This window comes from Streptomyces curacoi, from assembly GCF_001513975.1.
Taxonomy (GTDB): domain Bacteria; phylum Actinomycetota; class Actinomycetes; order Streptomycetales; family Streptomycetaceae; genus Streptomyces; species Streptomyces curacoi.
Map to the genome: position 1 here is coordinate 688,266 of NZ_KQ947985.1, position 14,341 is coordinate 702,606.

The following is a 14,341-nucleotide window of genomic DNA, read 5'->3' on the forward strand; positions in this document are numbered from 1 at the left end:
CCTCCTGGGGGCCTGCGGCCCCCAGACCCCCGCCATCGGCCCTGAACGGGCCTCGTCCTCAAACGCCGGACGGGCTGGAATGCCGGCACGGGCGCCGGGAAGTGACTGCCCGCTGAGTCTGCGGGCCCCTGCGGGTGGGTGGGGGCTCGGGATGGTGCGGTCTCGTCCTCAAGCGCTGGGCGGGCTGGTTGTTGTCGGCTCGGCGCTGGGAAGTGACCGCCACCGGGTGTGGGGCGCCAGCGGGTGGGTGGGGGTTTGGGATGGTGCGGTCTCGTCCTCAAGCGCTGGGCGGGCTGGTTGTTGTCGGCCCGGCGCTGGGAAGTGACCGCCACCGGGTGTGGGGCGCCAGCGGGTGGGTGGGGGTTTGGGATGGGGTGGTCTCGTCCTCAAACGCCGGGCGGGCTGGTTGTTGTCGGCCCGGCGCTGGGAAGTGACCGCCACCGGGTGTGGGGCGCCAGCGGGTGGGTGGGGGTTTGGGATGGCGTGGTCTCGTCCTCAAACGCCGGACGGGCTGGTTGTTGTCGGCCCGGCGCTGGGAAGTGACCGCCACCGGGTGTGCGGCGCCAGCGGGTGGGTGGGGGTTTGGGATGGGGTGGTCTCGTCCTCAAGCGCCGGACGGGCTGGAATGCCGGCACGGGCGCCGGGAAGTGACTGCCCGCTGAGTCTGCGGGCCTCAGCGGGTGGGTGGGGGGTGGGGATGGTGCGGTCTCGTCCTCAAGTGCCGGGCGGGCTGGAATGCCGGCACGGGTGCCGGGAAGTGACCGCCCGCTGAGTCTGCGGGCCCCTGCGGGTGGGTGGGGGTTTGGGATGGGGTGGTCTCGTCCTCAAGCGCCGGGCGGGATGGGCAATGCCGACCGGTGTGTAGGGACGGTGCCTCTCCTCGGTGGGGACCGGAATCGGAGCACCGTGCTCTTGATCGCCCCAGTAGGGTCGTCCCGTGAGTAACGAAGACATCACGCTGACCGCGGGTGACGCGGAGGTGACCCTGCAGCCGGGGAACGGTGGGCGGGTCGGTGGGCTGCGCGTCGGGGGGATCGAGTTGTTGCGGCGGGGGGAGCGGTTCGGGTGTTTCCCGATGGTTCCCTGGTGCGGGCGGATCCGGGACGGGCGGTTCCTGGACGGTGCCGTCGTGCGGCAGCTGCCGCTCAACGCCCCGCCGCACGCCATCCACGGCACCGCACGGGACGGCGCCTGGCGCATCGCCCGCGTCACCGGTGACGAGGCCGTCATGGCGTACGACCTCGTCGAGCCGTGGCCCTACTCCGGCCGGGTCACCCAGGTCGTCCGTCTCGCCGAGGACAGCCTCACGCTCACCATGGCCGTCGAGACGTACGACACCTCCTTCCCGGCCCAGATCGGCTGGCACCCCTGGTTCAACCGGAACCTCGGCGGCGAAGGCGCCCAGGACGTCCGGCTCGACTTCAGCCCCGCCTGGCAGGAGGAGCGGGGTGAGGACCACCTCCCCACCGGCAATCGCATCGATCCCGAGCCCGGCCCCTGGGACGACTGCTTCGGCATGCCCGGCGGAGTCGACGTCACCCTCACCTGGCCGGGGCAGCTGGAGCTGAAGGTGGCCAGCCGGGAGGAGTGGGTCGTGGTGTACGACGAGCAGGAGGCCGCCGTATGCGTCGAGCCGCAGACCGGGCCGCCCAACGGGCTGAACACCATGCCCCGCCTGGTCACGCCCCTGGAGCCGCTGGAGGCCACGACCGTCTGGAGCTGGCGGCGCCTCTAAGCTGGGCGGCATGACAGACGTACGCGGCGAGCTGCTGCAGCAGATCAAGGACAAGGCCGTGGTGCACGGCAAGGTGACCCTGTCTTCGGGGCTGGAAGCCGACTACTACGTCGATCTTCGGCGCATCACCCTCGACGGGGAGGCGGCCCCGCTGGTCGGGCAGGTGCTGCTCGACCTCACCGCGGAGCTGGAGTTCGACGCGGTGGGCGGGCTCACCATGGGTGCCGACCCCGTCGCCGCCGCCATGCTGCACGCCGCCGCCGCGCGCGGGAAGAGGCTGGACGCCTTCGTCGTACGCAAGGCCGCCAAGGCGCACGGCCTGCAGCGCCGGGTCGAGGGGCCGGACATCGCGGGCCGGCGGGTGCTCGTCGTCGAGGACACCTCCACCACCGGTGGCTCCCCGCTCGCGGCCGTCGAGGCCGTGCGCGAGGCGGGCGCCGAGGTCGTCGCCGTCGCGACGATCGTCGACCGGGCCACCGGCGCCGCCGAGAAGATCCAGGAGGGCGCGGGAGTGCCGTACCTGTTCGCGTACTCCAAGGACGAGCTCGGTCTGGACTGACGGGCGCTCGGAGCATCCCGGTTCGTCTGGAAAGATGGGGCCGACGACGACGTCACACACCCCCCAAGGTCTAGGTCAGGGCCGTAAGAAAAGCGCAGAGCAGCGCAGTAACGCTGTACGTCAACCCGCACACTCAAGGAGCGGACAGATGCCCATCGCAACCCCCGAGGTCTACAACGAGATGCTCGACCGGGCGAAGGCAGGCAAGTTCGCCTACCCGGCCATCAACGTGACCTCCTCCCAGACCCTGCACGCGGCCCTGCGCGGTTTCGCGGAGGCGGAGAGCGACGGCATCATCCAGATCTCGACTGGTGGCGCCGAGTTCCTGGGCGGTCAGCACAGCAAGGACATGGTCACCGGCGCCGTCGCCCTGGCCGAGTTCGCGCACATCGTCGCCAAGAAGTACGACATCACCGTCGCCCTGCACACGGACCACTGCCCGAAGGACAAGCTCGACGGGTACGTACGTCCGCTGCTCGCGGTGTCGGAGGAGCGCGTCGCCCGCGGCGAGAACCCGCTGTTCCAGTCGCACATGTGGGACGGCTCGGCCGAGACCCTCGCCGACAACCTCTCCATCGCGCAGGAGCTGCTGGAGCGCGCCCGCGCCGCCAAGATCATCCTTGAGGTCGAGATCACCCCGACCGGCGGCGAGGAGGACGGCGTCTCCCACGAGATCAACGACTCCCTGTACACGACGGTCGACGACGCGATTCGTACGGCGGAGGCCCTCGGCCTCGGCGAGAAGGGGCGCTACCTGCTCGCCGCGTCCTTCGGCAACGTCCACGGCGTGTACAAGCCGGGCAACGTCGTGCTCCGTCCCGAGCTGCTGAAGGAGCTCAACGAGGGCGTCGCCGCCAAGTACGGCAAGCCGTCCGGTTCCCAGCCGTTCGACTTCGTCTTCCACGGCGGCTCCGGCTCCACCGAGCAGGAGATCGCGACCGCGCTGGACAACGGCGTCGTCAAGATGAACATCGACACCGACACGCAGTACGCCTTCACGCGTCCGGTCGCCGACCACATGTTCAAGAACTACGACGGTGTCCTCAAGGTCGACGGCGAGGTCGGCTCGAAGAAGACCTACGACCCGCGGACCTGGGGCAAGCTCGCCGAGGCGTCCATGGCCAAGCGTGTGGTCGAGGCCTGCTCGAACCTGCGCTCGGCGGGTACGAAGATCAAGTAACCGGGCGGCTGCCGCACAGCCGACCCTCGCGAGCCGGGTGCCGTCGCACCCGGCTCGCTGTATACCTGGGGGCATGCCCGACGTCCGGCTGGCCTCACCGCAGGGCAAGTGGATCCTGCTCACCACCGTTCTCGGCTCCAGCATGGCCATGCTGGACTCGACCGTCGTCAACGTCGCCCTCCCCCGCATCGGCCGCGATCTCGACGCCGACCTCGCGGCGCTCCAGTGGACCGTCAACGCGTACATGCTCACGCTGGCCGGGCTGATCCTGCTCGGCGGTTCGCTGGGGGACCGGTACGGGCGGCGCAGGGTCTTCGTCGTCGGCGTCGTCTGGTTCGCCGTCGCCTCGCTGCTGTGCGGCATCGCACCGAACGCCGGGGTGCTCATCGCCGCCCGGGCCCTGCAGGGCGTCGGCGGGGCGCTGCTCACGCCGGGCTCGCTGGCCCTCATCCAGGCGTCCTTCCATCCCGACGACCGGGCGCGGGCGGTCGGCCTGTGGTCGGGGTTCGGGGGCATCGGCGCCGCGGTCGGCCCGTTCCTGGGCGGCTGGCTGGTGGACGGGCCGGGCTGGCGGTGGGTGTTCCTGCTCAACGTCCCGCTGGCCCTGCTGTGCGTCCCCGTCGCCGTCCGCCATGTCCCCGAGTCCGGCGACGGCGGCAGGCACGGCCGCTTCGACGTGCTCGGCGCGGCCCTCGGCGCCCTGTCCCTCGCCCTGGTGACCTACGCGCTGATCGAGGCCCAGGAGGGCTCGATCCTCGTGCCCCTCACCGCGGTGGCGGGCGTGGCCGCGGGTATCGCCTTCGTGTACGTCGAGAGGCGCCGCCCGGACCCGATGATGCCGCTCGACATCTTCTCGTCCCGCCAGTTCACCGCGGTCAACCTGGTCACGCTCTGCGTCTACGCGGCCTTCGGCGGCTTCTTCTTCCTCGCCGCCCTCCAGCTCCAGGTCGTCGTCGGCTACTCCGCCCTCGGCGCCGGTACGGCGCTGCTGCCGACGACCGCCCTGATGCTGCTGTTCTCGGCCCGCTCGGGCGCCCTCGCCGACCGGATCGGCCCGCGCATCCCGCTGACGGCCGGGCCGCTGCTGTGCGCGGCCGGACTGCTGCTGATGCTGCGGGTGGGCCCGGACGCCTCCTACGCCGTCGACGTCCTCCCCGCCCTGCTGGTCCTCGGCCTCGGCATGGTCACCCTGGTCGCCCCGCTCACCGCCACGGTCCTGGCCTCCGTGGACACCGCCCGCGCCGGCCTGGCCAGCGGCATCAACAACGCGGCGGCCCGGGCGGCGGGCCTGGTCGCGGTGGCCGCGCTGCCGCTGCTCGCCGGGATGGGGGAGGAGGCGTACCGCTCGCCCGGGGCGTTCGACGAGGCGTTCGGGCGGGCGATGGCGATCTGTGCGGGACTGCTGGTCCTCGGGGCCGGGGTGGCCCTCGCGACGGTACGGCCCCTGCCACCGGACTGCCGCAAGCCGGAATGCCTCCACCACGGCTCGATCACAGCACCGCCCCTGGAGGGGGTACGCAGCAAGCCGCGACTGTCGGTGGAGTCGGTGGAGGGGGACGGGCTGGGAGGGCCCGGTGGGGAGGGGCGGACGGGGCGGCTTGGGCGGTGATGGGGGGGACGGGGGCAGGTTGGCCTGGGTGGTGAGGGGTGGGCGGGCCGGCCTGGGCGGGGAGGGGCGGGCTGGCGGGCCGGGCGATGGAGGGCGGGCCGGTTGGGCCTGGGCGGTGAGGGGTGGACGGCGGGTCGGGCTGGGTGGTGATCGGGCGGCGGGCCTGGTCGTGGTGGCTGCGCTGGTTGGGCGAGGAGGGGTGGACGGGGTGGCTCCGGCGGTGAGAGGTGGACAGGTGGCTCGGGCCGTGAGAAGTGGACGGGTCGGCTTGGGTGGTGAGGGGCGGGCTGGCAGGTCTGGGCGGTAGGAGGTGCACTGGTCGGGCTGGGTGGTGATCGGGCGGCGGGCCTGGTCGTGGTGGCTGGGCAGGCTTGGGCGGTGACGGGTGTGCTGGCAGGCCTGGGCGGTGGAAGGCCGGCTGGCAGCTTGGGGAGTGAGGGGCGGAACGGGGTGGTCCGGGCGGTGAGAGGTGGACGGGTGGCTCGGGCCGTGAGAGGCGGACGGGTCGGCTGGGGTGGTGAGGCGGGCTGGCAGGCCGGGCGGTGGAAGGCGGGCTGGCAGGTGGGCGGTAGGGGGTGCACTGGTCGGGCTGGGTGGTGATCGAGCGGCGGCCTTGGTCGTGGTGGCTGCGCTGGTTGGGCGGTGACGGGCGTGCTGGCAGGCCTGGGCGGTGGAAGGCCGGCTGGCAGGTCTGGGGACTGCGGGGCGGACCGGGTGGGTCGGGCGGTGAGAGGTGGACGGGGTGGTTCGGGCCATTGAGAGGCCGAGGGGTCGGCTGGGGTCGTGGGGGCGGACGGGTCGGCCTGAGTGGTGAGCGGTGGACTGGCAGGCCGGGCAGTGAGGCGCGGACTGTTCGACCCGGGCCCTGAGGGCGGGGCACGGGGTTCGCCGGGTGGGGGGATGGCCCACACTTGGACCCATGGCCATTCACGAAAACCTGCTCGGGGGCCCGCCCCCGACCCACCTCCCCGACGACCCCGAGCCGCGCGAGCTGCTCGCCGGCGGCACCGCCCCCGCGGACGTCGCCGCGAAGTACCCGACCTCCTCCCTGGCCTGGGCCCAGCTGGCCGACGAGGCGTTCGAGCGGGGCAGCGTCGTGGAGTCGTACGCCTATGCCCGCACGGGCTACCACCGCGGCCTCGACGCCCTGCGCCGGAGTGGCTGGAAGGGCCACGGCCCGGTCCCCTGGGAGCACGAGCCGAACCGCGGCTTCCTGCGCGCCCTGCACGCCCTCGCCCGCGCCGCGGGAGCGATCGGCGAGCAGGAGGAGTACGAGCGCTGCACGCAGTTCCTGAAGGACTCCTCGCCGACCGCGGCCCAGACGCTGGGCTAGGCAGGCGGTCCGCGCGGCCCGCCCGGTCGGTGTGACCAGGGCGGGCCTTGCGATGTCCGGGGGCGATCCCGGAGTATGCGAGGTGGGGACCGGGGCCCCTTTGCCGATAACGGCAGGGCGGACCGCTACCCGGAGTAACACAGGAGACAGCGATGTCCCAGCAGGCTCACAAGTCCGTGGAGACGTCCACGGGGACTCAGGAGCCCGAGACCCCGAATCTCGACTTCGCGGGCACGACGCCGTACGAGGACTACGTCAAGGCGGACGTGCTCACCCATCTCCAGCACACCCTCTCCGACGATCCCGGAGAGATGGTCTTCCTGGTCACGACCCAGGTGATGGAGCTGTGGTTCACGGTCATCGTCCATGAATGGGAGACCGCGGCGCGCGCGCTGCGCGAGGACCGGCCGGGCGTGGCGATCGACGCCCTGAAGCGTTCGGTGCGCGAGCTGGAGGCCCTGAACGCCTCCTGGAAGCCGCTCGGCCAGCTCACGCCGGCCCAGTTCAACGCGTACCGCGGCGCCCTCGGCGAGGGCTCCGGCTTCCAGTCGGCGATGTACCGCCGTATGGAGTTCCTGCTCGGTGAGAAGTCCGCGTCCATGCTGGTCCCGCACCGCGGCGCCCCGCGCGTCCACGCGGAACTGGAAAAGGCGCTGCACGAGCCGAGCCTGTACGACGAGGTGCTGCGCTTCCTCGCCCGGCGCGGGTGCGCGATCCCGGAGTTCGTGCTGAAGCGGGACGTGACGCAGCGGTACGAGCCGTCGGAGGCCGTCGAGGCGGTCTGGACCGCGCTCTACTCGGGCGACCAGAACGCCGAACTTGCCCGGCTGGGCGAGGCGTTGACCGATGTGGCGGAACTGGTGTGGCGCTGGCGCAATGACCACCTGGTAGCCACTCGCCGCGCCATGGGCGCGAAGACCGGCACGGGCGGTTCGGCGGGGGTGGCCTGGCTGGAGAAGCGGGCGCAGAAGAACGTGTTCCCGGAGCTGTGGACGGCGAGGTCTCATGTCTGAGTTCGCCGAGACCGCCGAGACCGCCGAGACCGCCGAGATAGCCGGGATAGCCGAGACCCCCGAAATAGGCGAGATAGGCGAGACCGTCCAGACCGCCGAGTTCGCCGCGAAGGCCGAGAAGCTGGACGCGGCCGACGAACTCGCCGCCAAGCGCGCGGAGTTCGTGCTGGACGAGGTCGTCTACCTGGACGGCAACTCGCTGGGCGCGCTGCCGGCGAACGTGCCGGGCCGGGTCGAGGACGTCGTACGCAGGCAGTGGGGCGAGCTGCGCATCCGGTCCTGGGACGAGAGCGGCTGGTGGACCGCGCCCGAGCGGATCGGCGACCGGATCGCTCCGCTGGTCGGCGCGGCGGCGGGCCAGATCGTGGTCGGTGACTCGACAAGTGTCAACGTCTTCAAGGCACTTGTGGCGGCCGTGCGGATGGCCGGCGAGGACCGCGACGAGATCCTGGTCGATGCGACGACCTTCCCCACGGACGGGTACATCGCCCAGTCGGCGGCGCGGATGACCGGCCGTACGCTGCGGCCCGTGGCGCCCGCCGAGGTGCCGGCCGCGCTGTCCGGCCGTACCGCCGCCGTCCTGCTCAACCACGTCGACTACCGCACCGGCCGGCTGCACGACCTGCCGTCCCTCACCGCCGCCGTGCACGCGGCGGGCGCGGTGGCCGTCTGGGACCTCTGCCACAGCGCGGGGGCGCTCCCGGTGGGGCTGGACGAGCACGGGGTCGACCTCGCGGTCGGCTGCACCTACAAGTACCTGAACGGCGGCCCGGGTTCACCGGCGTACCTGTACGTACGCCGAGAGCTGCAGGATCGTTTCGACTCCCCGCTCCCCGGCTGGAACTCCCACGCCGATCCCTTCGGCATGCGGAGCGACTTCGAACCGGCGGCGGGCGCACCGCGCGGTCGCGTCGGTACGCCGGACATCCTCTCCATGCTGGCCCTGGAGGCCGCGCTGGAGGTCTGGGAGGGCGTGTCGATCGAGGCGGTGCGGGCGAAGTCGCTCGCGCTGACCGACTTCTTCCTGGAGTGCGTCGGGGCGTACGCGCCCGAGGGGGGCGTGGAGTCGGTGACTCCGGTGGCCCATGAGGAGCGCGGCAGTCAGGTGGCGCTGCGCTGCGCGGACGCCGGGGAGGTGATGAAGGCGCTCATCGAGCGCGGCGTGGTCGGCGACTTCCGGCACCCCGACGTGCTGCGCTTCGGTTTCACGCCCTTGTACGTCGGGTTCGCCGATGTGGAGCGGGCGGCGCGGGTGCTGGCCGAGGTGCTGCGGGGGGATGGGCCGCGGGGAGAGGCGCTGCGCTAACCGACGTACACCCCCGCCACGGCAGCCGCGTGCGCGGCTCGCGCTGCGCGCTCCGCGGCGGGGGCGTCGGGGATCACCCCGGTCGTCAGCAGCTGGTGGTAGAGGGGCGCCGACACCGCCCGTACGACCGCCGCCGCGTCCGTCCCGGCGGGCAACTCTCCTCGGGCGACCCCCTGTTCCACGCAGGGAGCCCACTCCGCCACCCGCACCTCGTAGAACCGCCCGAGCGCCTGCGCGGTGCGTTCGTCGCAGGTCGCCGCGGCGATGACCGCGCGGAACAGGGCGCCCTGCCGGGGGTCCGCCAGCGTCCGCTGGACCAGCGCTGCGTTGGCCCGCAGATCCCCCAGTACGGACCCGGTCTCCTCGCGCGGCAGGGACTGCTCGGCCATGTCGGCGAGGAGGTCGGCCACCAGGCCGGTCACCGAGCCCCACCGCCGGTACACGGTCGTCTTGCCCACCTCGGCGCGCCGGGCGACGTCCGCGAGGTCGAGGCGGTGGAAACCGTGCTCCGCCAGGACGTCCCCGGCCGCGCGCAGCACTGCCGCACGGACACGCGCGGTACGCCCTCCGGGACGTACGGTGCCGGGCTCGGCGGACATATCGGCCTCCTTGGTGCAGGTACGGGCTGTGCCGCCAGCGTAACGAAACAGCAGAACCGTTTGGTCCTCACCCAGCGTGACATCCCCGTGTCCGTGCACGTCACCAGCCTGATACCGTCCCCGCCAACGGCCGAATTCACCCCTGGTCCGCCACCCCCGCTTTCGTCCAATTCCGTTTCATCGCTGAGAGGTTGGAGCATGTCGGACGACGTCGCCGCAGCCCGGGCCGCCGCCGAAGAGGAGTCGGTCTTCTCGCACCCGCCCGTCGACCCCGACGCCATCGCGTCGTACGGCACCCACCCCGACCAGGTGATCGACTTCTACGCACCGCGCGGCGAGGCCCGTCCCGGCGGGCCGGCGCCGCTGGTCGTGGTCCTGCACGGCGGGGCGTGGCGGGCTCCGTACGACCGGCGGCATGTGACGCCGTTCGCGGACTTCCTGGCGCGGCGGGGGTTCGCCGTGGCCAATGTGGAGTACCGGCGGGGGGCGGAGGGCGAAGCGGGTGCCGGTCAGGGCGGGGCGGGTTCGGGTTCGGGTTCGGGTTCCGGTTCGGGTTCGGGCGCGAGTGCGGGTGCGGGTGCGGGCGGTCCGGTCGCCGGGCGCTGGCCGGAGACCTTCGACGACGTCGCCGCCGCGCTGGACGCGTTGCCGGCGCTCGTACGGGAGGCGCTCCCGCAGGCCGATCCGCGCCGGACCGTGCTCACCGGTCACTCGGCCGGCGGTCACCTGGCCCTCTGGGCGGCGGCCCGCCATGTCCTCCCCGCGGACGCCGCCTGGCGCACCGACCGTCCCGTGCCCCTGCGGGGTGTGGTCGCGCTGGCCCCGATCGCCGACTTCACGGTCGCCGACAAGCTCGACGTGTGCGGGGGTGCGGCGCGGCAACTCCTCGGCGGGGGCGAGGAGTTCGCCGAGCGTCGGCCCTATGCCGACCCCGCGCTCCTGCTCCCGACCGGCATCGCGACGACGCTCGTCCAGGGCCGCACGGACGACGTCGTCCCGCAGGCGGTCGCCGAGTCGTACGCGGATGCGGCGGCGAAGGCGGGGGAGGTGGTCGGTCTGACGCTGCTGGAGGACGTCGGCCACTTTCCGCTGATCGATCCGGCGGCGGACGCGTGCGCGGTGGTGGCGGAGGAGATCGCGCAGTTGGCGTGGTGAGCCACGTCGCGGGTGAGACGCACTCATGGGCGGGGGCTGCGACCGGAGGGCGTGACCCCGGAGGGCGTGACCCGGAGGGCGAGACCCCGGAGGGCGTGACCTCTGAGAGCCTGCTCCCGGAGGCCTGCCCCCGGAGAGCGTGACCCTCTCATACCCGTAGTACCTGAGAGCTACGTCGCAGGTGAGCTCCCTGGCACGACGCGGACGACGCGTACGGATCCGTAACTTCCCATCCTGACAAGCCCGATGGCCGGGCTGACCGGGAGGGAAGACGACCATGGGGCGTACGACGGGGGCTGCCGAGGCGAGCGAGCGGAACAACACGCCGCGCACCCACCGATGGCGCCGCGTTCTCCTCGCCGGCCTGATAACCGGCGCCCTGGTCGTGCCCCTGTCCGGTGCGGCCCGCCCCGAGATCCCCGCCCCGGCCCCGGCCGCCCCCGCACCGGTGACGGCGGCGACGCTGGACGAGACGTACGCGGCCAACCGCGCCAACGCCGCCGAGGCGTCCCGCATGGCCGCGGCCCACGGCAACCGCGAACGCGCCGCCGCGGACCGGGCGATGGCCGACCCGTCCCGCGACTTCCTCTCCTTCGACGGCCGCGGTTCCGGCCTCGCGACGGAGGTCTTCGGCGACCTGGCGCGGGCCGAGCGCGTCGCCGTGCTGGTCCCGGGCTCCGACACGTCCATCGACACATACGACCGTTTCCGCGACGCCGCCCGCGCCCTGTACCAACGGCTCGCCCGTGAGGCCCCGCAGGACACCGCGGTCGTGGCGTGGCTCGGCTACGAAACACCGGGCACGGTCAGCACGACGGTCGCGACGACGGGCCGGGCCGAGCAGGCCGCCCCGAAGCTGCGGGAGTTCATACGGCAGTTGCGCACCCTCACGGACCGGAAGCCGCGGGTCTCCCTCCTGTGCCACTCCTACGGCTCGGTGGTCTGCGGTCGCGCGGCGTCCCACCTGGACGTGGACGACATCGCGCTGATCGGCAGCCCCGGCACCGGCGCCGACACCGCCGCGGACCTGCGCACCGCGGCCCGCGTGTGGGCGGCGCGCGGCAGTGACGACTGGGTGGCGGAGGTCCCGCATGTGCGGCTGGACCTGCTCGGCACGACCGTCGGCTTCGGCACCGACCCGATGTCCCCGTCCTTCGGCGCCCGGGTCTTCGCGGCGGGCGACGGCGGCCACAGCGACTACTTCAGGCCGGGCTCGACGTCCCTGGCGAACCTGGCCCGCATCGCCCTGGGCGAGACCTCGGAGGTGACCCATGGCTGAGTCCCGCACCGCGATGCCGCTGCACGGCGCACGCCAAGGCCTGCACCGGGGCGCCGCCCGGGTCGATGCCGCCACGCCCGCGGACCGGGACCGGGCCGTCGACGCCCTGCGGGCCCTGGCCATCCTCGGTGTCGTCCTCGGCCACTGGCTGGTCACGGCCCTGGTGGCGGACGGCGGTTTTGGCCTGCGCACCGCGAGCCCGCTCCGCCACCTGCCCTGGCTGGCCCCGATCTCCTGGGTGTTCCAGACCCTCGCGGTGTTCTTCCTGGTCGGCGGCCATGTGGCAACCCGCGGCTACGCCTCCGCCCGAGCGCGCGGCACCACATACGGACAGTGGCTGACGTCCCGGCTGTCCCGCCTGTTCAAACCGGTGGCGGCCATCCTCACCCTGTGGACGGTGACGTCGGCTCTGCTGCTCCTCTCGGGCACGGACATCGACACGGTCCACACCCTGCTCAAACTGGCCCTGTCCCCGCTGTGGTTCCTTCTGGTCTTCGCCGCGCTGACGGCGGCGACGCCCCTCCTGCTGCGCGTCCACCCCCTCTGGCCCCTGGCCGTCGTTCTCCATGTGGACCTCTTCCGCTTCGGCCTGGGCGGCCCGGCCTGGCTCGGCTGGGTGAACGTGGTGGCCGGCTGGCTGGTGCCGTACACCCTGGGCGCGGCCTGGAGCCGGGGCGAGCTGGAGCACCGTCGCGCCGGCTGGATCCTGCTGACGGGCGGCGCGCTGGTGACGGCCGCGCTGGTCGCCTGGGCGGGCTACCCGGCGTCCATGGTCGGCGTCCCCGGCGCCCCGATCTCCAACCTCAGCCCACCGACGCTGGCCGCCGTCACCTTCGGCCTGGCCCAGTGCGGCCTGGCCCTGCTCCTGCGCGGACCACTGCGCCGTACGATGCGCCGCCCCCTGGTCTGGGCGGCGGTGGCCCTGCTCAACCTCTCCGCGATGACGATCTTCCTCTGGCACCAGACGGCCCTGATGGCGACCACGGCCACGGGCCTGGCGGCGGGCCACCTCCCCGGCCTGCACACCCTCCCCGACGACCTGGGCTGGGTGGCGGCCCGTCTGGCCTGGCTCCCGCTGTTCACCCTGGTCCTGGCGCTGTGCTGGACGGCGTTCCGCGCCTACGAACAGGGCCCGCGGCGCCCGACCGGTCGCCCTTCGCGCGTGGTCCGATCCCAGCCCGCCGCTCAGGGCGCCGAAGCGGAGGCACACCACGATGCCTAGGGTTGGCCATGTGACGGAGACGGGGATCCAGCGGGGCTTCACCAGTCGGGTCCGGCGCTGGCTGGGGGTGCTGCGCGAGGACCTGTGGACCGCCGAGTCGGATCCGCTGCCGCCCTCCACATGGCTGCGCTGGCTGCCGCACGGCGTGCTGTGCATCGTCGCGTTCGCGGTCGCCCTCGGCGCCGTGGCACAACTGACGGACAACGGCGGGGCGGGCGGCCAGGTCGCCTTCCTGATCGGGCTCGCGCAGGGCGGTGCGGTGGTCCTCGCGCTGTGGCGGCCTGTGCCCGGATGGTGGCTGTCGATGGCGGCCATGGTGGCGGGTGCCGTCGACGTGCGCCGTCACCTGCTGGCCGGCAGCGCGCACGACTTCACCTGGCCCTGGTCGTCGGCCGGGATCATCGGGCAGATGGCCGTGCTGCTGCTGCTCGCCCTGCGGGTGCGCACCCGGGTGTCCCTTGAGGCGCTGGCCCTGAGCGCGCTCGTCACCTACGTCATCCAGGGACTGTGGGGGGCGGGCGGCTACCAGCCCACCGGGGTGCTCGCGATCACCCTGTTCGCGGTCGTCGTGCTCCTCGGCATCGCCCTGCGCGGACGCCGCGAGGCGCGCGCCGAGCTGGTGCAGCAGACCACGCTGACGGCCGAGGAGCGGGCCCGGCGCACCCTGCTGGAGGAGCGCAGCCGTATCGCACGCGAGCTGCACGACGTCGTCGCCCACCACATGTCGGTGATCTCCATCCAGGCCCAGGTCGCCCCCCATCTCGTCGAGAACCCCTCCGACGAGCTGAGGGAGAACCTCACCGGCATCCGGCAGAACGCCCTGGACGCGCTCACCGAACTGCGCCGCGTGCTGGGCGTCCTGCGCTCCGAGAACCCCGAAGACCCCTACGGCCTCGGCGAACCCGGCAGCGCGGCCGCCCCCGACGCCCCCCAGCCCATGCTCGACCGGCTCGACGCCCTCATCGAGAACACCCGTACCGCCGGGCTGGACGTCGTCACCGACATCAGGGGCGAGGCCCCCTCGTATCCCACGGGCGTGGAGCTGTCCGCGTACCGGATCATCCAGGAGGCGCTGAGCAACGCCCTGCGGCACGCGCCGGGATCAGAGGTGCGGGTCGAGATCTCGCACGACTTCCACGGCCTGCATCTGGGTGTCGTCAACTCCCGTCCCCAGCGACCGGGTCCGCCCTCCCCGGGGGCCGGTCACGGCCTGCTCGGCATGCGTGAACGTGCGGCTATGCTCGGCGGCCATCTCATCGCGGCCCCGACCCAGCAGGGCGGTTTCGCGGTCTCGGCCTTCCTCCCGCGGGGCGACACCCCGCCGCCTGCCCACCCCTGACAGGAGAACCGA

The 14,341-nt window shown here is 72.9% G+C and carries 12 protein-coding genes; 11 read left to right on the forward strand and 1 reads right to left on the reverse strand.

Features of this window, described 5'->3' with window-relative positions; all coding sequences use genetic code 11:
* Positions 1-937: 937 nt before the first annotated feature.
* From AQI70_RS08660 to kynU, 7 genes are all read left to right on the forward strand, one after another.
* Entirely contained in the window at positions 938-1,735 is a 798-nt protein-coding gene (locus tag AQI70_RS08660; protein ID WP_062146107.1) for an aldose epimerase family protein, read from the forward strand.
* A 10-nt stretch (positions 1,736-1,745) separates the two neighbouring features.
* Positions 1,746-2,294: an orotate phosphoribosyltransferase gene (gene pyrE, locus AQI70_RS08665; protein ID WP_003999325.1), complete on the forward strand. Its 549-nt coding sequence runs from the start codon at positions 1,746-1,748 to the stop codon at positions 2,292-2,294.
* Between the two features lie 148 nt (positions 2,295-2,442).
* Positions 2,443-3,474, forward strand: a complete 1,032-nt coding sequence (fbaA, locus tag AQI70_RS08670; RefSeq protein WP_062146109.1) for a class II fructose-bisphosphate aldolase — start codon at positions 2,443-2,445, stop codon at positions 3,472-3,474.
* 73 nt (positions 3,475-3,547) lie between these two features.
* Complete coding sequence (locus AQI70_RS08675) at positions 3,548-5,083, forward strand: MFS transporter (RefSeq protein ID WP_062146111.1); 1,536 nt, start codon at positions 3,548-3,550, stop codon at positions 5,081-5,083.
* A 919-nt stretch (positions 5,084-6,002) separates the two neighbouring features.
* The gene (locus AQI70_RS08680; RefSeq protein WP_003999322.1) at positions 6,003-6,416 is read left to right on the forward strand and encodes a DUF3151 domain-containing protein; all 414 of its coding nucleotides are present in this window, start codon (positions 6,003-6,005) and stop codon (positions 6,414-6,416) included.
* Between the two features lie 152 nt (positions 6,417-6,568).
* On the forward strand, positions 6,569-7,429 hold the full coding sequence (locus tag AQI70_RS08685; protein ID WP_062146112.1) for a tryptophan 2,3-dioxygenase family protein: 861 nt from the start codon (positions 6,569-6,571) through the stop codon (positions 7,427-7,429).
* The gene (kynU, locus tag AQI70_RS08690; RefSeq protein WP_244181526.1) at positions 7,422-8,735 is read left to right on the forward strand and encodes a kynureninase; all 1,314 of its coding nucleotides are present in this window, start codon (positions 7,422-7,424) and stop codon (positions 8,733-8,735) included. The genes AQI70_RS08685 and kynU overlap by 8 nt, the downstream gene beginning before the upstream one ends.
* Here kynU and AQI70_RS08695 read toward each other — a convergent pair.
* Complete coding sequence (locus AQI70_RS08695; RefSeq protein ID WP_062146114.1) at positions 8,732-9,334, reverse strand: TetR/AcrR family transcriptional regulator; 603 nt, start codon at positions 9,332-9,334, stop codon at positions 8,732-8,734. The two genes, kynU and AQI70_RS08695, sit on opposite strands and share 4 nt — an antisense overlap.
* Positions 9,335-9,532: 198 nt before the next feature.
* Between AQI70_RS08695 and AQI70_RS08700 the strand changes: the two genes are divergently transcribed.
* From AQI70_RS08700 to AQI70_RS08715, 4 genes are all read left to right on the forward strand, one after another.
* Positions 9,533-10,489: an alpha/beta hydrolase gene (locus AQI70_RS08700; RefSeq protein WP_062146116.1), complete on the forward strand. Its 957-nt coding sequence runs from the start codon at positions 9,533-9,535 to the stop codon at positions 10,487-10,489.
* Positions 10,490-10,766: 277 nt separating this feature from the next.
* A complete protein-coding gene (locus AQI70_RS08705) occupies positions 10,767-11,768 on the forward strand; it encodes an alpha/beta hydrolase (RefSeq protein ID WP_062146118.1) in 1,002 nt (333 codons plus the stop codon).
* Positions 11,761-12,990, forward strand: coding sequence for an acyltransferase family protein (locus tag AQI70_RS08710; RefSeq protein WP_062146120.1), 1,230 nt, complete (start codon positions 11,761-11,763; stop codon positions 12,988-12,990). The genes AQI70_RS08705 and AQI70_RS08710 overlap by 8 nt, the downstream gene beginning before the upstream one ends.
* Positions 12,983-14,329 (forward strand): sensor histidine kinase, encoded by a 1,347-nt coding sequence (locus tag AQI70_RS08715; RefSeq protein WP_062146122.1) that lies wholly within the window; start codon positions 12,983-12,985, stop codon positions 14,327-14,329. The genes AQI70_RS08710 and AQI70_RS08715 overlap by 8 nt, the downstream gene beginning before the upstream one ends.
* The last annotated feature ends 12 nt before the right edge of the window (positions 14,330-14,341 follow it).